35 protein-coding genes are annotated in these 19,274 nt (G+C 69.6%); all 35 read right to left on the bottom strand.

Annotation, left to right across the window (positions count from 1 at the left end; genetic code table 11):
- Position 1 precedes the first annotated feature (1 nt).
- The 35 genes from ACWCP6_RS18075 to ACWCP6_RS17905 all read right to left on the bottom strand — a co-directional run bounded on the left by ACWCP6_RS18075 (position 2) and on the right by ACWCP6_RS17905 (position 19,270).
- Positions 2–964 carry a phage tail tube protein gene (locus ACWCP6_RS18075; protein WP_450933436.1) on the bottom strand — a complete coding sequence of 321 codons (963 nt, stop codon included), beginning with the start codon at positions 962–964 and terminating at the stop codon, positions 2–4.
- On the bottom strand, positions 957–1,133 hold the full coding sequence (locus ACWCP6_RS18070) for a hypothetical protein (RefSeq protein WP_450933435.1): 177 nt from the start codon (positions 1,131–1,133) through the stop codon (positions 957–959). Before ACWCP6_RS18070 ends, ACWCP6_RS18075 begins: the two co-directional genes overlap by 8 nt.
- A gap of 10 nt (positions 1,134–1,143) precedes the next feature.
- Positions 1,144–1,611, bottom strand: a complete 468-nt coding sequence (locus tag ACWCP6_RS18065; RefSeq protein WP_450933434.1) for a hypothetical protein — start codon at positions 1,609–1,611, stop codon at positions 1,144–1,146.
- On the bottom strand, positions 1,608–2,492 hold the full coding sequence (locus ACWCP6_RS18060) for a hypothetical protein (protein ID WP_450933433.1): 885 nt from the start codon (positions 2,490–2,492) through the stop codon (positions 1,608–1,610). The genes ACWCP6_RS18065 and ACWCP6_RS18060 overlap by 4 nt, the downstream gene beginning before the upstream one ends.
- Positions 2,493–2,506: 14 nt before the next feature.
- Positions 2,507–2,848 carry a hypothetical protein gene (locus ACWCP6_RS18055; RefSeq protein ID WP_450933432.1) on the bottom strand — a complete coding sequence of 114 codons (342 nt, stop codon included), beginning with the start codon at positions 2,846–2,848 and terminating at the stop codon, positions 2,507–2,509.
- Positions 2,849–2,914: 66 nt separating this feature from the next.
- A complete protein-coding gene (locus ACWCP6_RS18050) occupies positions 2,915–4,336 on the bottom strand; it encodes a phage major capsid protein (protein WP_450933431.1) in 1,422 nt (473 codons plus the stop codon).
- 146 nt (positions 4,337–4,482) lie between these two features.
- Positions 4,483–5,190 carry an HK97 family phage prohead protease gene (locus ACWCP6_RS18045; protein ID WP_450933430.1) on the bottom strand — a complete coding sequence of 236 codons (708 nt, stop codon included), beginning with the start codon at positions 5,188–5,190 and terminating at the stop codon, positions 4,483–4,485.
- Entirely contained in the window at positions 5,190–6,419 is a 1,230-nt protein-coding gene (locus ACWCP6_RS18040) for a phage portal protein (RefSeq protein ID WP_450933429.1), read from the bottom strand. Before ACWCP6_RS18040 ends, ACWCP6_RS18045 begins: the two co-directional genes overlap by 1 nt.
- Positions 6,416–6,580 carry a hypothetical protein gene (locus ACWCP6_RS18035; protein ID WP_450933428.1) on the bottom strand — a complete coding sequence of 55 codons (165 nt, stop codon included), beginning with the start codon at positions 6,578–6,580 and terminating at the stop codon, positions 6,416–6,418. Before ACWCP6_RS18035 ends, ACWCP6_RS18040 begins: the two co-directional genes overlap by 4 nt.
- An 8-nt stretch (positions 6,581–6,588) precedes the next feature.
- Complete coding sequence (locus ACWCP6_RS18030) at positions 6,589–8,151, bottom strand: terminase large subunit domain-containing protein (RefSeq protein ID WP_450933427.1); 1,563 nt, start codon at positions 8,149–8,151, stop codon at positions 6,589–6,591.
- Positions 8,090–8,578, bottom strand: a complete 489-nt coding sequence (locus ACWCP6_RS18025) for a phage terminase small subunit P27 family (protein ID WP_450933426.1) — start codon at positions 8,576–8,578, stop codon at positions 8,090–8,092. Before ACWCP6_RS18025 ends, ACWCP6_RS18030 begins: the two co-directional genes overlap by 62 nt.
- A gap of 168 nt (positions 8,579–8,746) precedes the next feature.
- A complete protein-coding gene (locus tag ACWCP6_RS18020) occupies positions 8,747–9,091 on the bottom strand; it encodes an HNH endonuclease (protein WP_450933425.1) in 345 nt (114 codons plus the stop codon).
- A gap of 61 nt (positions 9,092–9,152) precedes the next feature.
- Positions 9,153–9,416: a hypothetical protein gene (locus tag ACWCP6_RS18015; RefSeq protein ID WP_450933424.1), complete on the bottom strand. Its 264-nt coding sequence runs from the start codon at positions 9,414–9,416 to the stop codon at positions 9,153–9,155.
- A gap of 194 nt (positions 9,417–9,610) precedes the next feature.
- On the bottom strand, positions 9,611–9,811 hold the full coding sequence (locus ACWCP6_RS18010) for a hypothetical protein (protein ID WP_450933423.1): 201 nt from the start codon (positions 9,809–9,811) through the stop codon (positions 9,611–9,613).
- 14 nt (positions 9,812–9,825) lie between these two features.
- Complete coding sequence (locus tag ACWCP6_RS18005) at positions 9,826–10,329, bottom strand: hypothetical protein (protein WP_450933422.1); 504 nt, start codon at positions 10,327–10,329, stop codon at positions 9,826–9,828.
- 221 nt (positions 10,330–10,550) lie between these two features.
- A complete protein-coding gene (locus tag ACWCP6_RS18000; protein WP_450933421.1) occupies positions 10,551–11,201 on the bottom strand; it encodes a hypothetical protein in 651 nt (216 codons plus the stop codon).
- 2 nt (positions 11,202–11,203) lie between these two features.
- On the bottom strand, positions 11,204–11,503 hold the full coding sequence (locus ACWCP6_RS17995; RefSeq protein ID WP_450933420.1) for a hypothetical protein: 300 nt from the start codon (positions 11,501–11,503) through the stop codon (positions 11,204–11,206).
- Positions 11,504–11,512: 9 nt separating this feature from the next.
- On the bottom strand, positions 11,513–11,677 hold the full coding sequence (locus ACWCP6_RS17990) for a hypothetical protein (RefSeq protein ID WP_450933419.1): 165 nt from the start codon (positions 11,675–11,677) through the stop codon (positions 11,513–11,515).
- The gene (locus ACWCP6_RS17985) at positions 11,674–12,087 is read right to left on the bottom strand and encodes a helix-turn-helix domain-containing protein (protein WP_450933418.1); all 414 of its coding nucleotides are present in this window, start codon (positions 12,085–12,087) and stop codon (positions 11,674–11,676) included. The genes ACWCP6_RS17990 and ACWCP6_RS17985 overlap by 4 nt, the downstream gene beginning before the upstream one ends.
- Complete coding sequence (locus ACWCP6_RS17980; RefSeq protein ID WP_450933417.1) at positions 12,084–12,467, bottom strand: DUF6907 domain-containing protein; 384 nt, start codon at positions 12,465–12,467, stop codon at positions 12,084–12,086. The genes ACWCP6_RS17985 and ACWCP6_RS17980 overlap by 4 nt, the downstream gene beginning before the upstream one ends.
- Positions 12,464–12,778, bottom strand: coding sequence for a hypothetical protein (locus ACWCP6_RS17975; RefSeq protein WP_450933416.1), 315 nt, complete (start codon positions 12,776–12,778; stop codon positions 12,464–12,466). Before ACWCP6_RS17975 ends, ACWCP6_RS17980 begins: the two co-directional genes overlap by 4 nt.
- A complete protein-coding gene (locus ACWCP6_RS17970) occupies positions 12,775–12,936 on the bottom strand; it encodes a hypothetical protein (protein ID WP_450933415.1) in 162 nt (53 codons plus the stop codon). Before ACWCP6_RS17970 ends, ACWCP6_RS17975 begins: the two co-directional genes overlap by 4 nt.
- A 112-nt stretch (positions 12,937–13,048) precedes the next feature.
- Positions 13,049–13,288, bottom strand: coding sequence for a hypothetical protein (locus ACWCP6_RS17965; protein ID WP_450933414.1), 240 nt, complete (start codon positions 13,286–13,288; stop codon positions 13,049–13,051).
- 50 nt (positions 13,289–13,338) lie between these two features.
- Entirely contained in the window at positions 13,339–13,509 is a 171-nt protein-coding gene (locus ACWCP6_RS17960) for a hypothetical protein (protein ID WP_450933413.1), read from the bottom strand.
- Complete coding sequence (locus ACWCP6_RS17955; protein WP_450933412.1) at positions 13,491–14,159, bottom strand: hypothetical protein; 669 nt, start codon at positions 14,157–14,159, stop codon at positions 13,491–13,493. Before ACWCP6_RS17955 ends, ACWCP6_RS17960 begins: the two co-directional genes overlap by 19 nt.
- A complete protein-coding gene (locus ACWCP6_RS17950) occupies positions 14,156–14,323 on the bottom strand; it encodes a hypothetical protein (protein WP_450933411.1) in 168 nt (55 codons plus the stop codon). Before ACWCP6_RS17950 ends, ACWCP6_RS17955 begins: the two co-directional genes overlap by 4 nt.
- An 18-nt stretch (positions 14,324–14,341) precedes the next feature.
- Positions 14,342–14,869, bottom strand: a complete 528-nt coding sequence (locus ACWCP6_RS17945; protein WP_450933410.1) for a single-stranded DNA-binding protein — start codon at positions 14,867–14,869, stop codon at positions 14,342–14,344.
- 148 nt (positions 14,870–15,017) lie between these two features.
- Positions 15,018–15,485 (bottom strand): hypothetical protein, encoded by a 468-nt coding sequence (locus ACWCP6_RS17940; RefSeq protein ID WP_450933409.1) that lies wholly within the window; start codon positions 15,483–15,485, stop codon positions 15,018–15,020.
- A 195-nt stretch (positions 15,486–15,680) separates the two neighbouring features.
- Entirely contained in the window at positions 15,681–16,850 is a 1,170-nt protein-coding gene (locus ACWCP6_RS17935; protein WP_450933408.1) for an AAA family ATPase, read from the bottom strand.
- A complete protein-coding gene (locus ACWCP6_RS17930; protein ID WP_450933407.1) occupies positions 16,847–17,773 on the bottom strand; it encodes a bifunctional DNA primase/polymerase in 927 nt (308 codons plus the stop codon). Before ACWCP6_RS17930 ends, ACWCP6_RS17935 begins: the two co-directional genes overlap by 4 nt.
- Positions 17,774–17,858: 85 nt before the next feature.
- The gene (locus ACWCP6_RS17925; RefSeq protein WP_450933406.1) at positions 17,859–18,116 is read right to left on the bottom strand and encodes a hypothetical protein; all 258 of its coding nucleotides are present in this window, start codon (positions 18,114–18,116) and stop codon (positions 17,859–17,861) included.
- Complete coding sequence (locus ACWCP6_RS17920) at positions 18,113–18,292, bottom strand: hypothetical protein (protein WP_450933405.1); 180 nt, start codon at positions 18,290–18,292, stop codon at positions 18,113–18,115. Before ACWCP6_RS17920 ends, ACWCP6_RS17925 begins: the two co-directional genes overlap by 4 nt.
- Positions 18,289–18,654 (bottom strand): hypothetical protein, encoded by a 366-nt coding sequence (locus ACWCP6_RS17915; protein WP_450933404.1) that lies wholly within the window; start codon positions 18,652–18,654, stop codon positions 18,289–18,291. Before ACWCP6_RS17915 ends, ACWCP6_RS17920 begins: the two co-directional genes overlap by 4 nt.
- Entirely contained in the window at positions 18,651–19,019 is a 369-nt protein-coding gene (locus ACWCP6_RS17910) for a hypothetical protein (protein WP_450933403.1), read from the bottom strand. The genes ACWCP6_RS17915 and ACWCP6_RS17910 overlap by 4 nt, the downstream gene beginning before the upstream one ends.
- Positions 19,016–19,270: a helix-turn-helix domain-containing protein gene (locus tag ACWCP6_RS17905; RefSeq protein ID WP_450933402.1), complete on the bottom strand. Its 255-nt coding sequence runs from the start codon at positions 19,268–19,270 to the stop codon at positions 19,016–19,018. Before ACWCP6_RS17905 ends, ACWCP6_RS17910 begins: the two co-directional genes overlap by 4 nt.
- Positions 19,271–19,274: the final 4 nt, after the last annotated feature.

Below are 19,274 nucleotides of genomic sequence, written 5' to 3'. Positions count from 1 at the left end.
TCTACTTGTAGGTGCCGGACGCGATGGCGTTGGTGAGGGTCGCCTTGACCGGGCTGTATCCGCCCGACCCGCCGACATCGCTGGTGTTCGCGATGGCCGTGAAGCTGACCGGGAGCTCGATGTACTCCTTGCCATAGGACGGAGTGCCCTCGGTGAAGGCGACCTGCGTGCAGTGCAGTTGCAGGCCGTTCTGTGAGGCGCCGGCGCCCTGCGAATAGGAGACGTCGAAGCTCTGCACGGTGCCGGCCTGGAAAGCCGTGCGCTGGGTGGTGTTCTCCATCACCAGCGTGACCTTGCCCTCGACGGACACGTCCCCGGACCAGATGCGGTACGGATTCTGGGTGCCGGCCGAGCCGCGGATTGCGGTCACGCCGCGCTTGATGGTGAGCTCGCCGTCCTGGACGAACGTGGCCGAGCCGCCGATCGAGCAGGCGATCGCCCAGTTCGCGACTGGCGCGACCGACGTGAACGACGGGGTCGGCGTGGTCGTCGTCGAGTACGCCCAGGTCGTGGCCTTGGCCGACCACTCCAGCAGCCCGTCGGCATTCCACTTGAACCCGAGCTCGCTGAACTGGGCGCCGGGGTACTGCCAGGTGTTGAGCGGATCAGCGATCGTCCAGGTCTGCGACGGAGGCTGGGTATCGCCGGAGCACAGCGTGGAGAACGCGTGCGTGAACGGGGCGCTCGCGCCGGTCGTGGTCAGATCCGGCAGCAGGCTGACGAGGAGCCAGCCGATCGTGTCCGCGAAAACATCGCCGCCGAGGTCGAGCTCGGCGCCCTTCTGCCCGGCGTATAGGCCGAAGACATCCACGGGGGCGCCGCGCTGGCCCGTGTCCTGGATGAGGTTGATGTCGTCCTTCGGCGTGAGCGTCTTGTACGGCACCCACTTGGTGGCCGCAACCGCCGTGCCAGGCGTGGTCTCCTTGGCCACGCCGAGCACCGCGAGATGGGACGGCTTAGGCATCGCTGCCCTCCTTCTCCGACCGGGCGCCGGTCTTCTTCGCCTGGGTCTTCACGGCGTCCCAGTAGCCGTCGCCCGGGTCCTTGGGCAGGTCGTAGGACTCGCCGGGCTCCGGGGCCAGGCCGAGCGTGGGGTAGTACCGGCCCTCGTCGCCGGTGTACGTGAGCTGCACAGCGCTCCCCTCACAGGGTCTTGAGGCAGTCGATGCCGATCTCGATGACGGTCTGGCGGCCCTTGTGGTCCTCGGTCCAGCCGCTGGTGTGCTGCACGCTCGCGGGCTTGGCCCGGTCCACCGCACCGCCCAGCGAGGGATCGGAGCGGACGACGGCGACGACCACGTCAGCGAGCTGCCGGGCCCGAGCGAAGACGGCGGCCGGATCGTCACCGCCGCGGAACACGTCGACGATCACCGTGATCGTGTAGTCCTCGCGCAGCCAGTACGCGCCGCCCGAACCCACTACGTTCTCCGGGCTGTACTGCTGGTGGACGTCACCGACGCTGACGATCTCGTCAGGCTGGTAGGTCCCCGGCTCGTCCAGGCACACCAGAACACCCTTGGACGTGGCGAGCTGGGCCTGAATGCCGGCGAGTATCCAGGACCGGGCTGCCGGGATGCTGCTGGACGGGATGTCCTCGATGGGCGTACTCATGCGATCCCCGGGGGGCGTTTGTAGGGCTGCCACAGCTCCAGAACGCGCGCCGGGAGCGCGAACCCGACCGGGACACCGCCGCCCTCGCCGTCCAGGACTGCGCTGCCGAAGCGCGGCCGGCCGGACTGCTGGGTGAGCTGCCACAGGTGCCGGATCAGCTCCAGCGCGCCGAGCCGGACCGTCCAGGGCACCCGGCCGGTCGTACCGGCGGTGTAGGCGACGCGCACGTTCTTGGTGCCGTCAGGGAAGGACACCGCGCCGCCGGTCGCGCGCCGGGTGATCTGCCCCCGGTCGAGGTCGACGGTGTAGCCGTAGGCATCCGTCGAGGTGCCTAGCGGTTGCTCGGTGAGATTCCAGGACGATGCCGCGACGTACTCGGTGACCGACGTGACGGAGGCGACGGGCATCCAGTCGAGCTGAATCGTGGTCGCGCCGCCGTCATGCCATTCGGTGTGCTGCTCGGGCAGGAGCGGGCCGACGACGTCACGGGCCAGTTCCCCGGCCGCCAGGATGAACCCTTGCAGCTCGGCGTCGTTCGACGTGTCAGCCGTGGGTATGTTCAGGTGCGCTTTGACGCTGGCGAGGTCGACCAGCTGGGTACCGCCGGCGGCCCGCACCTGGAACTGGCCCTCGGAGACGTACCCGACGCCCGTCCCGGACGCCTGCCACCGGTACAGCCAGATCCCGGCGTGTGCCACGCCAGGGACGACGGCGACGTACTGGCCGCCGCCCGCCGCGGTGGTGGTGGGAGTGGTGACGGTCCCGTTGGGGTCGGTGATGGTCAGGGTGACGGTCAGCGTGCCGGTAGCGGGGGCCCCGGTGTCGCCGACGATCAGCTCGGACAGCCGGACGTCCTGCCCGGTGAAGTAGATCAGCGGCACCGTGCCCCCTCCCGTCAGGTGTGCTCGGGCGGCTTGGCGGCTGCGGCGGTGCGCTTGCCGATCTGCTGCTTGCCGCGGGCGGCCTTGGCCGGCGCGGCGTCGTCGTTCTCGCCGAGCGAGGTCCGGATGCCCCGGGCAGCCGCTGCGGCTTCCGCGGCCGCAACGTCCTGCCCGTTCGAGGCGAGGTCTTCGGAGCGCTTCTCCAGCTTCTCCGCCTCGTTCTCGAGCTCGTCGCGCACGCGCGTGATCTCGGCGCGAACCTCGTCGGTCTTGTCCCGCCGCGACTCACGCGGCCCGTTCTCGCAGATGGCCAGCTCGGTGCGGAGCCCAGCCAGTTCGGCGATGCGGTCGTGCATCGCACACTCCTTTCCAGGAAGGGCCCGGCCCGCCGCACCCTCGGACGGCGAGCCGGGAGTCGGGGGCTAGAAGCCAGCCGGCGCAATCAGGCCCGTACCGGAGATGACCGAGATGGTCTCCGGGCGCCGGTCGGGCATGAACGCGGCGTAGTTGTAGACCTGGAAGCGGACCTGCAGCGTCCCGGAGAGGACTTCCTGCAGCACGCGGGTGCGCATCGAGCCTTCCCACAGGTACAGGTCGGAGGTCCGCGCGGCGATGATGCGGTCCTCGTTGGTGCCGGCGCCCAGGTTAGACGGGATGTTGCCGTCGGCCAGGAGCGGGAAGTTCAGCACCCGTCCGACCGGGCCCTCGACGTCGCCGCCGGTCTGCAGGGCCAGCGGATTGAAGGGGGCGTTGGTCTCCGGGAGGATGAACGGCCGGTTCTGCGAGTCGAGCTGCGACGCCATCCAGAACCAGCGCGACGGGGTGAGGAACACCGCCGTCGGCATCATCTTGCGGTTCTTCGCGGACAGGCTCAGTGCCTGCATGAGCGGCGCGTAGGTCTCCGGCAGGGTCGGCGACGCGTCCGTGTACGTGACGGCGTTGATGCCAGACACGTTCAGCACGCCCTTGAGCTGCCCGGAAGAACCCGAGCCGCTCAGGCACTGGGTGTCGAGCTTCTGGTTGTAGTCGGCGATCAGGTCGGCGAACACGACCTCGTCGAACGCCACCGGCGACTGGTCCAGCAGCTGAATCGCCACGTCCTGCTGACCAGCGATCGTGCGCACCGGCGCGGACACGAACGTGTCCGTCAGGTCCGTGGACGTCACGGAACCAGCGTCCGCGGTCTGCACGCCCGTCGCCGTACCCGTCGCGACCTTGGGGACGTTCACGGAGTCCGTACCCTGCGGCAGGTCCATGTTGCGGACGCTGTTGGCGAAGGTGCGGCCGAAGCGCGGCAGGTCGATGTACTCGTCGACCAGCCACAGCGGCGGCACGAAGTAGCCGCCCTGGCCGTCGGTGCGGTTGGGATTGGTCCGCTTCTCGAAGACGCTGCCGCGGTCGATGCCGCGCAGTTCCTTCTCGGCGCGCTCCGCCCGCCGCTTCTCGCGCTTGGGCATCTCCACGTCCATCTCGCGACCGTGGCGGTTCAGGCGCTCGCGGGCCTCGCCGTTGTTGAACAGCGTGGAGTTCGCCAGGTCGATGAAGTAGGAGTGGCTGGAGCCGCGCTGATAGGTCAGCGGCTCGGCGGTGACGCCCTCGCCGGGCGTGCTGAGCTTGTACCGCTTGGTGACCTCGGCGGCCTGGTCGTCGCGGGTCTGCTGCTCGTCGAGCTCCTTGACCCGGTCGTCGAGCTCGCGGATCTCCTTCTCGATGGCCTCGAACCGCTCCTGCTCGTCGTCGTGCAGGTTGCGCTTCTCGCTGGTGGGGGTCTCGAGCAGCTGGTCGAGCTCGGTCTTGCGCTCGGCACGCCGCTGCATGAGGGCTTCGATGAGTGCCCTGGACATGGGGCTGTCCCTTCTACGGACGGAATCGGTGGTGGCGTGCCTGCGGCCTCGGGTGGTTGTCCGGGTGGCGCCCAGGTGGTGCCCCAGCAGGGGTCCGGCGTGGACGGCCGGCGCGGCTCCGGCGCGATGAGCAGGCGGGTGGTGCGTCAGAGGGCCAGCGCGCGTGCGCGGGCCGCGTACAGGCTGTTCGCGGGGGCTTCCGCCGCGCTCTCGGCCTGAGGCTCGGTGGCGAACTCGACGGCGAGGCGGTCGAAGACCTCGCGGCGTTCCGTGGGGGAGAGCCGCTGCAGGTGCGCGGTCAGGTCGCGGGAGTTCAGCGTGGCGCCGGCCGTGTTGGGGTTGGCGCCGTAGTTGACGATCGAGACGTCGCCCTTGTTGAGGTTCACCTCGAGGATGTCCCGCTGGTCGTAGTCAGGAGACCACTGCTGGCGGGTCACCCAGAAGCCGAACGACATCTCGTCGACGTCGCCGCGGTCCATCGCCGAGCGCAGGGCCTGCACATGCGGGCTCGCCGGGTCGAGATCGGCCTCGGCGTGCAGGCCGGTGTCGTCCTCGGCCAGGCGCAGCGTCCCGGACTTGGTGCGGGCGAGTGTCAGGCCGGAGTGGTTGACGAGGAACGGCACGTCGGCAGACTCGTTCAGGGTCTTCTTGAACGCACCGGACCGCACCACCTCGGTGTACGGGCCCAGCCAATCCTCCATCTCGTAACCGACCTCGGTCACGCAGGCATAGCCGGTGAACGTGAGGACGGCCCCGCCGGAGCCGTCAGACTTGGCGCGCAGTTCGACGTCACGGAACGGCAGGGCGCGCCGCTCGACGGTGGCGGGCCGCTCGGCCCGAACGGAAAGGTCCATCACGGCTCCTTCTCGGGTGCGGGAGGCTCGGCAGGTGGCTCCGGCTGCGGGCTGTCGCCGGAGTGAGCGCTGTTCAGCGGCGCGTCGATGTCGTCGCCGCCCTCGACGGGAGGCAGGTTCTCCTTGGCGCGGATCTCGTTCCGCGTCAGACCGCCGATCGTGCGAGCCGTGGCGTACCAGGTCCAGCGACCAGCGGTATCGGTGCGCTCCAGGCTGGTCGTGTCGAATACGGCGGACTGGCCGCGCGGCAGCATCGCTGTCCACGCGTCCTCGAAGGTGCCGAGCCAGTCGTCGAGGGTCCACACGCGGAATCCGATGGCCTGCTGCTCGATGCCCGTGCCCCAGCTGGTGGTGCGGTCGACCTGCCCGAGCATGTGAGGCGGAACGCCGTACAGCATCGCGATGTCGAGGTTCTGCCCTGCCCGGGTCTGTAGGAACTGGGCATCTTCCGGGCTCACGCTGATCTGCTTCCAGTCGGCGCCGCCGGACAGGACGCCGATGGCGTGCGCGTTGGACAGGCCAGAGTGCGAGGCGTCGAAAGCCTCTTTCATCTGCCTGGCGCGGGCCTTGTCGAGATCCCCGGGCACCGTGATGACGCCGGACAGGTGCGCACCTTTGCCGAAGAAACCGGCACCGAACCGTTCGGCGGCCAGGCCCAGGCCGATGGCCTGCCGGGCGTAGCTGATCGGGGACATCCCCGTCGGCGAGCCGGGCATGCACATCCCGGTCAGGTGCAGCATGTTGACCGCGTCGACCGGCTGCCGGTTGACCTCGTAGTCGCGGCCGCCGTCGTCGTTCATCGTCACCCGCACCTGGTCCGGGTGCAGGATCTTGATGCGAGACGGGCGGTAGAGGTAGTCCCGGGCGGTGACCATGCCGTAGCCGTCACCGCGCAGCAGCAGCGAGATGGCCAGCTGCTTGATCCCTGCCCGCCGGGTGGGAAAGCGCGTGGAACCGGTGCCGCCGAACGGATCGGCCACGATCGTCGGCGTCGTTGAGGTGGGCACCTGGATGCCGTCACGCGTGACCATGGACATCAGCGGCAGACGTGCAATCGCCGAGGACAGGATGCGCACGCATGACCAGACGGCTACCAGCTGCATCGCGGTCTGGTCGTTGACCGGCATCCCCGACTCGGTCGGCGCCAGCAGCGAGCCGTTCGTAGGGATCGAGCTGTCGCCGAACTGGGTGATGGTGCGGCGCTCGGCCGCGCGGCGGAACAGGCTCACTGGTCCACCGCCCATCCGATCAGCAGCAGCGCCAGGCCCAGCGCGACGAGCCCGACGAGGGGCTGCCACCACCAGGCGGCGCCGACCAGGCACCCCAGGCCGGTCACGTCCATCAGGTCAGTGAGCGTGCGGCGCGGCCGGCGCAGGCGAGGCAGCTTCACGGCACCTCCTACAGGTCGGCCCAGCTGAAGAACTGCGGAGTGGGCTCGGGCTCGGGTTCCTGGCAGGCCCGTTCGTGGGCCATCACTGCGGCCACGGCAAGGTCGATCTTCCGCGGGGAGTTCTTGGCGTCCTTGGACAGCCGCGAGCCGCGCGAGTCGGTCTTGATCACACAGTTCGCCAGGTGCCGGGCCAGCCGCGGGTCACCGGAGTGCGTCAACGACCGATTCATGACGGCCTCGTAGAACCGCGTCGTCGCCGGGATCATGCGGGCCGGGGACTGCGGGAACTCCACAACGGGCAGGCCCTCGTCCTCGAGCACTTGGTACGTGCGGCCCCATCGGTACGGGTCACAGACGATCTCCCGGACCTGCCAGCGGCGGCACGCGGCTCGGATCTCGTTCTCGACGTCGAGGATCGGCACCGTCCAGTCGTGGCCGGCGTCCGAAGGCTTCTCCCACGCCGCCACGACGTCCAGATGCGGCACCTCGCCGCAGGAGACGGCCACCAGGGCAGTGGAGTCGCCGTTGAAGCTGCCGTCGAAGCCGAGGCACACCTCGTCGCCGTCCGGGATCGCGTCCTGCTCACCGCGGCATGCGTCCCAGGCCCCGGCGGGCAGCCACGCCTCGGCCGTGTTGACCCACTGGTTCAGCCGCTTCGTCCGGAACTCGGCCTCCGGCGTGCGCCGCACGGCCGCCTCGAAGTCCTCCGGGTCGATGAGGTCGCCGAACGCCGGGTTCGCCGTCGCCCACGTGGCCCGCAGCCGGTGGTCGGCGTCGTCCGGGGCGCCCCACCAGGCCATGAAGAACGACGGGTCGACTTCCTCGCCCGCCGCGATCTTCTGCCCGTACTGGAACAGCTGGTAGCAGATGGAGTCCTTGCCGGACGAGTCCGTCTTGACCCCGGCCGTCGTGATCCCGATCAGGATCGGGTCGACCCGGGCTCCCGCGGCCAGCGCCATCACGCTGAACAGGTCCGGGTTCGGCTGCACGTGGAGCTCGTCGAACAGCACCCGAGTAGGGCTCAGGCCCTCCTTGGTGAATGCCTCGGCCGACAGGCATCGGTACACGCTGCCGGTGGCCGTGACCTCGAGGGCGTCCTTGTAGCACCGGATCGCCTCGGACAGATCGGGGCTGTTCTCGACCATGCGCCGCGCGTCGCCGAAGACGATGCGGGCCTGCTCTTTGTCGCCCGCGCAGGAGTAGACCTCGGCGCCCGTGCCCTCGAAGAGGCCGTCCAGCGCGACCCCGGCACCCAGGCCGCTCTTGCCGTTCTTGCGGGGCTCGCCGATCAGCGCCACGCGGTGCCGGCGCCGTCCGTCCTTCCGCCGGGCGAAGACGTGGCCCAGCAGCCGGTGCTGCCACGGCCGCAGCTGCAGCGGCGACCCCGAGGGCCCGGCGAACGTGTCCTTCGTGACGACGCACAGCGTCTCGATGAAGTCGGCGACGTCCGGTCCGTCGCCCCGGCGGACATCCGCGGCTGGGACCGGCGTCAGGAACCGGGGCGGCCAGCTACCCGCCGCCCTGGAGACGCGCTTGCCGCCGCTGGGCGAGTTCCTCGAGCTTGCTGGCACGCTTCACCTCCGCGTACCCGAGTCGAGCCCGGTCCGTCGGCGTGAAGCCGCACAGCGACTCCCACTTGGTCATCTGTGACTCGATCGCCCGGATCTCCGACAGCAGCGGATGCGCACGCCGCTGCCCCATGGAACCGGGCACCATGTAGCCGTCCTGCGCCACCTGATCCCGCATCGCCTCGCGCTCGTCGTGTGCCTCGCACAGCCGCGTCAGCAGATCCAGGTCAGTCGTCGGCGACAGCCAGGCCTGCCCAGCAGTCCACAGCCGTTCCCAGGCTCGGATGCCGGTCTCGCCGAGCGTGTCCGGAGCAGGCGGGATATCGGCGACAGCGGCCAGGTGCACGACGGGCTCAGGAAGGTTCCTCTTGCCGGGGTTGCCAGTTCGGCGCTTACGTTCCGTGGGCGTTGGCGGCCGTCCTGCGGGCATGATCGCCACCCCCAGAACCGACCAAGGTCAAAAACGGGCCCAATTTCGCGTCGCCGTGCGGGGGATGGGGGGCCGGGTCCGACGACGATCACCGCTCCAAGATCGACCCCGCCCCCGTCCGCGGCGCGCGGGCGGCTTCGATGGTCACGGCTTGTCACCGTGGGCGTGTCACGCCTGCTGGGCGTGCTTCCTGCTGTTGCAGCCGCGGCACAGTACCTGGATGTTCTCGGGGTCGTTGGTTCCGCCGGCTGCCTTGGGGACGATGTGGTCGCCGGTCAGGTCGTTGGAGGGGTGGGCAGGGACTCGCCATCCGGGGCACCAGTCGCCGTGCTCGGCTTTGTGCTGGGCTACTGCCTGGGCTGCTGCTGCGCGCCAGGCTTGGGTGTAGCCGCGCTGGTGTGCGCTGCCTCGGGTGCGGTCCTGCTGTGCTTGCCACTCGGCCTGGTGGGTGTCGCAGCGGGAGGGGTTACGGGTGAGCCGGCTACACACGAGACAGGGGCGCTGGCGTCGCATGCGTCCTCCCTGTTCACGCTGAAGCCCCAGCCGCGGGGCCGGGGCTTCGGGGTGGGCGGTGCTACATGCGGCGGCGGAACAGGCAGATCAGGCCGATACGTTCGCCGCCGAGAGTCTTGCTTTCAGCGGCTGCCATGTTGGTGAGGGCCCAGCCTTCGGCCTCGATGGCTTCGATCTGTTCGCCGACGCCGGACATCGGAGCGGTGGTCTTGCTGCTGACGTTGGCCTCGATGATCTTGTATGCGAGGGTCGAGCGTCCTTCGGCGTAGGCCTTGCGTGCCTCGTCGCCGGCCTTCCCTGCCTTGGCGTTGTTGATGAACCCCACTGGTACCCCCCTGGTACGTAGCTGTGAGGGGCCAGTGTGGCGCTGCGTGGGGTGCTGGGGGAGTGGTTCGCCCGTGTTGTGACACGGCGAAGCCCCGGCCGGGGGGACCGAGCCGGGGCTTCGTCGTGCGTCTGGTGGTGCCGGTTGAGGGCACAGCTGTACACCGAGATCGTTACATCGCTCTGACCTGCGCGTCAAGCGGCAGCGCGGGTGCGGCGCTTGGCGTCGAGGGCGACGACGTCCGTGACCTTGAACCACGGCTGTCGAGGGGTGCCGCCGGCCCGGGTGAGCTGGCCCCGGTGGACGAGCTGCCGGACGCCGCCGAGCTTGATGCCAAGCAGCTGCGCGACCTGGTGGGCAGTGAGGTGACCGGGCGGGGCGTACAGGGGCTCCATGCGCTCAGTGTGGCTCAGTTGTGCGCGCCCGGTCCTGGTCCGGCCGGGTGTATTCGGGACAGACGGCGCAGGATGGCTTGGTGGCGCGCACGGTCCAGGGTGCCCGAAGCGAAACCGATCTCGGGCTGCCCTTGTTCATTCCACTGGATCGCCGGGTTTGGCGGAGTCTCGAAGCCTAGCTGTGCGGCGGACCAGCCCCAGTGGGCAGCGTGCGTCATGAGGTCTTCCACGGCCGCGCGGCGAAGCTGGACCGTGTCGACCTCTTGGCCGAGGTCATTGACATGGGCAGTGTGGGCCAGCTCGGCATCGCTGCTGGCGGCAACAGCGGCCGCCTCTACCACGTGGCTGAGTTCCATCTCCTGCCCGGCGATGCTGACCCGCACTGACCTGCCTTCAAGCACTGTGCGGAGGTGGTTGCCCAGCTGTGGGTTCTTCTTGAACCGCCACCACGAGAAGGCCGTCAAGATCAATATCAGGAGGGGCCACTTCAGGGAGGAGATGAATTCCAGGACGCTCACTCGGACTCCGGTCGCTCTGGCCAGCGGGTGGCCCCATTCTGGAGCCCCTTATCTGATGTCGCAGCGGTTCGCTTCCAGTAGCTGTGACTCAGTGGCCGCAGTCCGGCTTTGACCACCAGCCGCAGATGCCGCAGTACTCGTACACAGTCCTGTGGATGAGGGCATGGATGTGGCGTCGCATGGGGTCTCCGGGGTGTCTCGGGGCCGGTCTACGGCCCGTTCTACGGGTGGTCTACAGCCCCTTCTGTGGCGTCGTGACCTGCGTCTACGTCGCTGAGAGGGGGGTCTACGGGTGTGGGGGAGAGCAGGGCGTCGATGTCGGCGGCCTTGATGCCGCTGCGGCCGGTCTGGTCTCCAATGCGGACGCTCTTGTGGATGGTGATGCGGCAGTGGACGAGGAGCGCGCGCAGGGCGCCGTCGTCGAGGTGTGCGGCCGCGGGGTGGGCCTGGAGCGCGTCGTACAGGTCGCGCAGGAAGATCGCGGGCCGATCGCCGACCATGTCGCGGACGCTGGCGAGGAAGGCCCGTTCGAGCTCCTCGACGGTCGGCGGTACAGGGCGGCCGGCGCGCCAGGCCGCGGCGGTGAAGCCGAGGCTGGCGGCGGGCCCGATCCAGGATGTCGCGGTGAGCATCTGCGTGAGGTGGCCGAGGCCGTAGGCGAGGGCGGGCGCCCGTAGGGCGAGGGAATGCCAGTCCTCGCCTGCGAGCCAGAGGCCGAGGCGGCGGGCCAGAGTGGCGGCGCCGCTGGTGAGCTGGGTGGCGTGGTCGGCTCGGCGGTGCCACCAGCAGTCGCAAGGCGGCCCTGGAGCCTCACGGAGGACCGCGAGCTGCTCGGTGAGGTCCAGGGTGTCGTCCTCTGGGCCGATGTCCACGCTCAGGCGCTGCCGACAAAGCTGGCGAGCATGCGGGCGATGTTGGCGAAGAACATGCCGATCATCGAGCCGAGTTGTGTGCCGGACAGAGAGAGGCCGAGACCGAGGCAGACGAAGCCGGGCAGGAGGTGCAGCTTCTTGGTGTCCTTGCCGTGTTTGTGCATGTTCCAGGCCCAGATGCCCAGCCCGATGATGAGCAGCACGCTGATGGGGACGGATCCTCCCTGCCCGGTCGGGGCTTGGGGTGCGGCCATGGTGTGGGTGCGGGCGGTGTCGATGGCGGCGATGAGGGTGGTCTTCACGGGTGTCCTTCAGTACGAGAGCGCGACGATCGCCGCGATGAGGAGCAGGGCGGTGAGAGCGGCGCGGGCGACGTAGCGGCGGGCCGCTGAGCCCGCGGGCAGTACCCGGAGCGCGAGGAGGGTGGGGAAGAAGGCGAGGCAGGCGTAGTAGCCGATGCCGTGGTAGGTGATCACGGCTTCTCCGGGTGCTGCGGCAGCAGGCGGACGACGTCGATCCGGGGCGGGGTGCCGTGCGGGTAGAGACCGAACTTCCAGGCGCCGGTGTAGGCGCGGGCGAGGGTGGCGAGGGCGAGTTCGATCGCGGTCTCGGTGCCCTGGCCGGCTTCCGCGAAGACGGCGAGGCTCTGGCGCATGGCGTTGGTGAGCCGCAGTGCGCCGTCTGGCGCGGATGGCGCAGGTGGCGCCTTGGTCCGCGCCGCGTCTGGCGCCGTCTGGCGCAGGGCGTCGAGGTCGCGGCGCACGGTGTCCTTGCTGAGGCCGAGCCGGGCAGCGATCTGCCGGGCGCTGAGCTGCGGCTCAGCGTCGGCGAGCTGGCGCACGGCGGCGCGCCGGGCGGCGCGCTCTGGCGCAGTCGGCGTGCTCACTGGCTCTCACCCCTGGCGCACAGTGCGGACAGACGGCGGGCCCGAGCGCGGAGTTCGGCGGCGTGCTCGACGAGGGCGTCGGCCATGGCGTCCAGGCCGATCGGCCCGGTGGGGTACCAGTCGCTGTCGATGAAGACGTTGACGAAGGTGCCGATGCCGGGCGGCCGCTCGGTGAAGGGCCGCTGTTCCAGTGTGGTGATCAGGTGGGTGGCCGGGCCGCGGCTGGTGGGCAGGGCGAGAGACTCGTCGGGGCCCACGTGTGTGATGTCGACGCGGTAGAGCGGGGCGTCGTCCTGGTGGCCGACGCACCAACTGGGGCAGGTGATCGTGACGTCGCCGTGGTCGATGGTGGGCACCGTGACGGTGCGGGGCCCGGTCACGGGCCCTTGCTTTCGGCGGCCTTGCGCAGGATGAGGGCGTACTCGCCGCGGGTGATGTCCCGGTCGACGCGTGGCATGCACGCGTGCAGGACGCGCTCGAGGAGTTCGGCGGTCTCGGTGAAGCCGCGGAGGTTCGTGGCGTAGGTGCAGGCGAGGGCGAGCCGGGAGTCTTCCAGCATGGGGTCTTCGGGCCGGTAGCTGCTGATCTTGTCGGCGATGGCGACGAGGAGTTGCGCGGCGTCGGCGCGGAGGGCCGCGGTCTGGCCGAGGACGGCCTGCGTGACGGGGCCGGGGTCGTTGATCGCGCTCACGGCTTCACCGCCGGGCGGATGCTGCCGGTGACGCCTGCGGCCGTGATGTTCATGGTGATGGTGCGGCCGGGGCTGCGGCGGATGACGCCGGCGGCGACGAGGCGCCGGGCGGACGGGGAACTTGCGGGCGCACTGGGGCCCGGGAAATGATCGGCCATAGCCGATGCCTCCTGGTGTAGTCAGGAAGTGCTTGGTCAGGGAGTCGGAGTGGCGCGCGCGCCCGTCGGTGTTCCAGCACCGGCGGAGCTGCTGCTCCGGCTCCCGTCCTGCTTATGCGGTTGTGTTCGTGCCGGTGTCCGTTCCAGCGGACCCGTGCTTCTTGATCGCCTTGTCGATGGCGGTGTGGCTCTTGCCGAGCTCCTTGGCGACCGCGTACACGCTGCCGAGCTCCGCCACGCCCTCCATCAGGGCCTCGGCTCGGCGCTTCGCTGCTTGTGACGTCTGGTTTCGGAGCTGTTCCAGCAGCTCGTCCTCCGTGCGTACTCGCTCGCGCCAGGGTGGCTTTTCCATCGCCACACAGACTATCCAACCCTGGGTTGGATAGTCAAGCATGCGGGCACTCAACTCAGCTCCCGCTGCCTGGACTTGGCGGCGACTGTACTGACGGTCCGCATCACCTCGGCGGCATGCCGCGCACAGATGACCGCCTCACCGTCCGGGGTGATCGCCTCCGCCGTGCAGCGGTTGCCGTACCGGTTCGTCATGCGGCACGTCACGATGCGCTCGGCCATGCTTCCTCCTTCGCTCGGGCGAGAGCTGCCTCGACTTCCGGCTGCGCTTTGGCGAGTTCGAGCCAGCGCTCTGTGGGCCAGTCGGCGCCGCACCAGCTGCACGCGGCTGACGACTGGCCGGGGTACAGGCGGACGACGGCCCCGCACAGCACCTCGTCGATCAGGGTCGGGCAGTAGCCCAGGCGCCGCGGCCGGTCCTTGGGGTCGCGCGGATTGACGATCGAGATGACGTCCCGCTCGAGGTCGCGGATCTCCTCGGCGAACGCACCGGCCATGGGCCAGTTCCCTGCGATCCACTCCAGGTTGATCGACAGGGCGCGGGCGGCGACGACGATGCGCCGGCCGACGATGCCCGCGATGACGGGCTCGTTCCAGCCGCGGTCCTGCTGCATGGCCGAGCGCCAGTCCTCCAGGACTCCGACGATGCCGCCGGGGCCGCGGAGGCTGAGTACCGACTCGGAGACGGGCAGCGGCGCCTCGATGGGCTGCGTGCGGCCGTACTCGGGCCGTCGGCCGCCGGGCTGCAGGAAAGCGGCCAGGGCTTCCCAGAGACGGGGCATGCGGTCGAGGCGCTGCGCGGTGCCGAGTGTGCAGCCGGGGCACAGGTAGCCGTGCTCCAGCTCTGTCTCGCACAGGCCGCACTGGTTCACGCCTCGGCCCTCTCGCGCGCGGCGGCGAGCTTGGCCTCGGCGGTGCGGGCGGCCTTGCGGTCACGGCGGTCGTCGAGTGCGCCGCCGATGATCTGGCTGAACAGCATCAGGTACACGCCGATGCAGATGCCGAGGCCGAGCAGCTGGATGTCGTGGTCGCTCACGGTTGTTTTCCTCCTGGCCTAGAACGGGGGCTCGTCGGAGTGGCCGGCCGGGGCCTGCGCGGCGGGCTGTGCTGGGGTCTGTGCCGGGGACCCCCATCCGCCCTGCGTGGGCGCCGCCGCGGGGGCTGGCTTGGCGGACGCCCAGGTGTCGTCGGCCGGTGCCTGACGCTGGCTGCCGCTGCTGGGGTTCTTCGTCACCTTGGCCGTGGCCCGAGCGAGGCTGACGCCGACATCGTCGACGTCGAGCTCGTATACGGTGCGCTTGACCTGGTCGCGGTCTTCGTAGGACCGCTGCTTCAGGCGGCCCTGCACGATGACGCGCATGCCGCGGGCGAGGGACTCGGCGGCGTTCTCGGCGGCCTGCCGCCACACGGAGCAGGTGAGGAACAGGGCGTCGCCGTCCTCCCAGGCGTTGGTGGTCTTGTTGAAGACGCGGGGCGTCGAGGCGACGCGGAACTTGGCAACGGCCGCGCCGCCCGGGGTGAAGCGCAGTTCGGGGTCGTCGACGAGGTTGCCGACGATCGTGATGACGGTCTCTCCGGACATCAGGGGGTCTCCTGGCTTCGTTGATCACTTTGCCGGTGCCGACAAAGTGACAAGGATTTTCAGTAGGCGGGCACCCGTAAAGTGATCTACGGGATGCTGGGTTGGAGGCCGGGCCCGGTACCCGCGGGCCCGGCCGATGTCGTGCGGATCAGGCGTGGTCTTCGTAGACGGCGCCGCTGAGGATGTCCTCTGCCATGGCCGTGATGACGTCCCGGCGGGTGAGAGCTCCATCCGCGGTGGGTGCGGGGTAGTCGGAAGGCAGGTCCCGTTCCACGGCGTCGACGACGTCGGTGGTCTTGAAGGTGATGCCGGTGTGCGCCGCGAGGCCGGCGATCTGTTCCACTGCCCGCTCGGTGCGGGCGATCAGGTCTGCCGCGAGGGCCTGAAGGTCCATGGTCATTTCTCCTTGGTGTCGTTTCGAGGGGGACGGGCTGTCCCCTTCAGATCCGTCAGCCGTGGGCGTGTCCCCACGGTTGAGGTTGCGGAGGCGCTGGGCGTGGCGGGCGGCGAGGCCGCGCTGCCGGGCGGCGGCGAGGGCTGCACGCCGACGCTTGGTCGCCTCGACGCGGGCGCGGGCGGCGGCGATCTTCTCGGCCACGATGTCGTCGACGTTCATCGCGCGGCCCGAATGGTGTTGGGGACGGGCATTGAGGCGCCTCCTGTTGCGGTTGTGGTGACCTCGTCCTCGTCCCGGGCTGATGAGGCAACCCCTCCTGTGTGACCTCGTCCTCGTCCCACCTAAAGAAGTGGGACGAGGGACGAGGTCTCACTCACCTCGTCCGGACGAGGTGGGGACGAGGTGGGGACGAGGTCAAGCGGCAGGCTGTTCGGGGGCTGGTTTAGAGGGGTCGGGAATGGAGTGGAGGGTCGAGTTCCGGGGGCCGGGCGAGGCCTCGATCTGCCCGCTGTCGACTAGATCCGCGACGGCCCGGCGGACGTCGGCCGCCCGCCCGGTGACGCGGTCCTCAATGCCCTTGCCGGTGAGCGGATCCTTGGCCTTGCCGATGGCTTCGAGAACCTTCCGCTTGATGCCGTCGAGGCGCTTGCGCTCCTCGTCCTCCTGGCGGTCCTCCTCGTCGCGCTGGATGGGCGCGTACAGGTGGGCTTCGGCGAACTCGGCGGACTCGGACTTGACGACCAGGTCGGCGTACCAGTGCATGCCGCTGGAGTGAGGCAGTCCGTTCTTGCGGATCTGGGCGGGCCGGTCCTTGGCGACGCGGATGGTCGACTTGCCGGTGAGGCCGATGCCGAAGGGGCGCCGGTTCTCGAGGATGTACATCACGCCGTTGAGGCCGTTGAGCTTGTGGACGCCGCCGATGCTGTACCGGCCGCGGTTCTCGCTGGACTTGACGACGTGGTCGAGGGTGACGACGGCGGCACCAGAGTTCATGAGCGGGCGCAGCAGCTGACGTCCGAACTTGGCGATGTCGGTGTTGTCCTTCAGCTCCAGACCGAAAAGGCTCATGCCCTCGGTGACCCCGTCGACGATGGCCAGGGTCGGGCTGCTCTCTAGCACCATGGCCAGGTCGAGCAGGTCGATGTCGCTGGGGGTGTTCTCAGGGCGGACGTAGTGGAAGTACTCCAGGACGTCCGCCGGGTTGGCGCCGAGGCAGAGGAGCCGGCCGACGACGCCGCCCGCGTCGTCCTCGAAGTCGAGGTAGAGGACGTGGTTGCCGTCGTTGATCTCCTGCAAGCAGGCGATGAGGGCGAACCAGGTCTTGCCCGCCTCGGACTCGCTGGCGACGCTGTTCATCCGGCCCGGGTAGAACAGGCCGACGCCGTCGTCCCGGCGCCCGACCGTGGGCTGGGGCGGCTTGTATGAGCCGTCGAGGACCGACCGCAGGTCTTGGGCGCCCCAGGTGCGCGGCGCCTGTTCCTTGTCGGCGGGCGGCGCTGCGTCCACGTCTCCCCAGTCCATGGGCGGCTCGTCGCCGTCGGGGCCGAAGTAGGCGTCCATGGCCTGGTCGAAGTCGGTCGTCACGCCGCCCACCCTCGGTCGCCCGGGCGGGTTGAGGCGCTGTCGAACGAGGCGCGGGCTTCGGACTCGCTGAGGCCTACCGCGGACGCGGCGGACAGCAGTCCCATCTCGGCCTCGCCGAGGTCGATGAGGTTCTGCTCGGCGAGCTCGTGGGCGCGGCATGCGGCGAAGTACAAGGCGTTGTTGCGATGGCCTTCGTGCGTGTCCATGACGTGCTGGACGAGGTCGGCCACGGTCCACATCCGTCCGCCGCCGGGCCGCTGCTGGCCCTTCTCCTGGGCGGGGAAGCGGTGGCGGGGCGTGGCGAGCGGCGGCGGAACCGGGCGGCGCTGTTTGCGCGGCAGCAGAGCAGCCGGCCAGTCCACCGTGGGAGCGAGGTAGCCCGCGTCGCCTGCCCACCGGTAGCGGCCGCCGGAAGAGTGCACCGACGGGGTGAGCAGGATGTATCCGTTGTGCTTGAAGTCGATGCCGGGTCCGCCGAGGCCGGGCAGCTCGAAAGCAGGGGAGCGGTACAGGATGTGCAGGCCACCACCACCGGTGATCTGCATGGTGGTGCCGGGCAGGACTCCGACGCGCTTCTCGAGTGCCTGGTACGACTCGGATCCCCCGTTCCGGGGATCGATGTCGATGACGGCCCAGCCGTTGAGCTTGCAGGGCGCGCCGATGTTGGCGTCGGGTTCCTCGTCCCACCACTTGCGGACGAGGCTGGGGTCGGTGGTGGCTGCCCAGAAGCCGTGGCAGGTGGGCACGCCGCACTGGCATTCCTCGGGGCGATGCTTGATGTAAAGGCTGCTCTGCCGGTCGCACCGCGGGCAGTTGGCGAAAGGGGTCTTGTTCCGGCGGACGCGAAAAACCTTGATGCCGAGGCTGGCGTAGGCCAATGCGGCGTCGCCGAGTTCGGCGGGAATGCGGAGGCCGACGGTCACGAACGTGCTCTCTTCTACGAGCTGGATCGGTTGGTTCGTGGGGTGCTGGCGGGCGCCGTTGGGGGTGGGCGGCGCCCGCCAGCGGTCAGGCGGCCGTCCGCTTACCCCTAGCGATCTCCTCAGCGGCAGCGGTGATGCGGGCGCACCAATTGCGAGCGGCGGTGAGGACAGTCATGGGGCTGGGCTGCTGTGCGAGGTCGTGCCGGATGGAGTCGAGGACCATCTCGTGCAGGGCCTTCTCGGCCGCACGCTGCACGTACAGCTCGCCCTGGTTGGGCTGCTCGACCGCGTCGAGGCCGACGGGGTTTTCTACCGGCCACTGGCCTGGGTGTCGCTCCGTCATGCCGCCTCCTTGGTCGCGTGCTGCTGGTGGAAGATCGCTCGGATTCGGGCGCGTTGGTCGTCGGTGAGGGGTGGGGCCTGGTCGACGACGGCGCGGACGCGAGCCCAGTACGCCGTGTCTGTGGCCGGGCGGCCGGGGGTGTCCCCGGCCGCGGCGGCGTCTGTCGGCGTGGTCATTTCTCGGCCTCGGCGAGTGCGGCGCGCAGGTCGTCGAGGGTGTCGCTCGGCCGCTGGCCGGGCGGGACGAGCAGGATGTCGCCGACGAGGTGGGCGTGATCGCCGAGAGCTTCGATGGCATCTGAGTTGTCCCCGTCGGCCTGGACCAGGCGGATCCGGTGCTCACAGACGAGAGCGATGAGTCTCTCCCGTGCGCAGATGTCGAGGACGCGGTCGAAGGTGCCGCCGGGGTCGCCGTTCTCCTTGATGAGGTCGCCGATGAAGTCGAGGCACTCGGCGACCTGGGGGGAAATGCTGGCTTTGGCCTCTTCGATGTCGGCGAGGGCGCGGGTGACGGCGGGGCTGTGGGCCAGGGTGGTCACGCCTGTACCTCCGCGTGTGCGATGAGTTCGCGGATGGCGGTCAGGCGCTCGGCGGGGTTCTGGCCGAGGGGGACGACGACGATGCTGCTGCCGTCGTCGAGGCGGCAGTAGAAGGCGAGGAAGGCCGGCCGCAGGGGCTCGGGCAGCGTGGCCGTGTCCCACTCCTCGATCTGCAGGTTGTGCTCGGCGATGAGAGCGGCGAGGGCCCCGCCGTCTGCCTGTGGAGCGGCGCTGGTCTGTGGCAGGATGGTCATCGAGCTTCCGATCTGCTGGTAGGCGGATTCGTTGAACTGCTCGACAGACGGCGCCGGGTCGCACCCCGGCGCTGTCGTCGTTTTGGCGCCCCTCGGCCCGGCCGTGGTCACGCCGTTTTCCTCTCGCTGCTGAGTGAGGACTTCTCGCGAAGCGCCTTGATGAGCTCGCCGTATGCGATCGCCCCCTCGCCTCGCGGCTTCCGCACTCCGCGTTCCCAGCGCCAAACGGTGGATTGATCCACCCCGCAGGCCCGGGCCACTTCACCAATCGACAGCTGCGCTGCGACCCGCAGGCGCTCGGCTTCACCGCTGGTGACAGCCAGGCGCACGTCAGCGAGACGCAAGACATTCGCTTGTGCCATGCCC

This window comes from Streptomyces sp. NPDC002004 (assembly GCF_053593975.1).
Note: the sequence above shows the minus strand (reverse complement) of the source record. Positions and strands in the feature narration are given on the sequence as shown.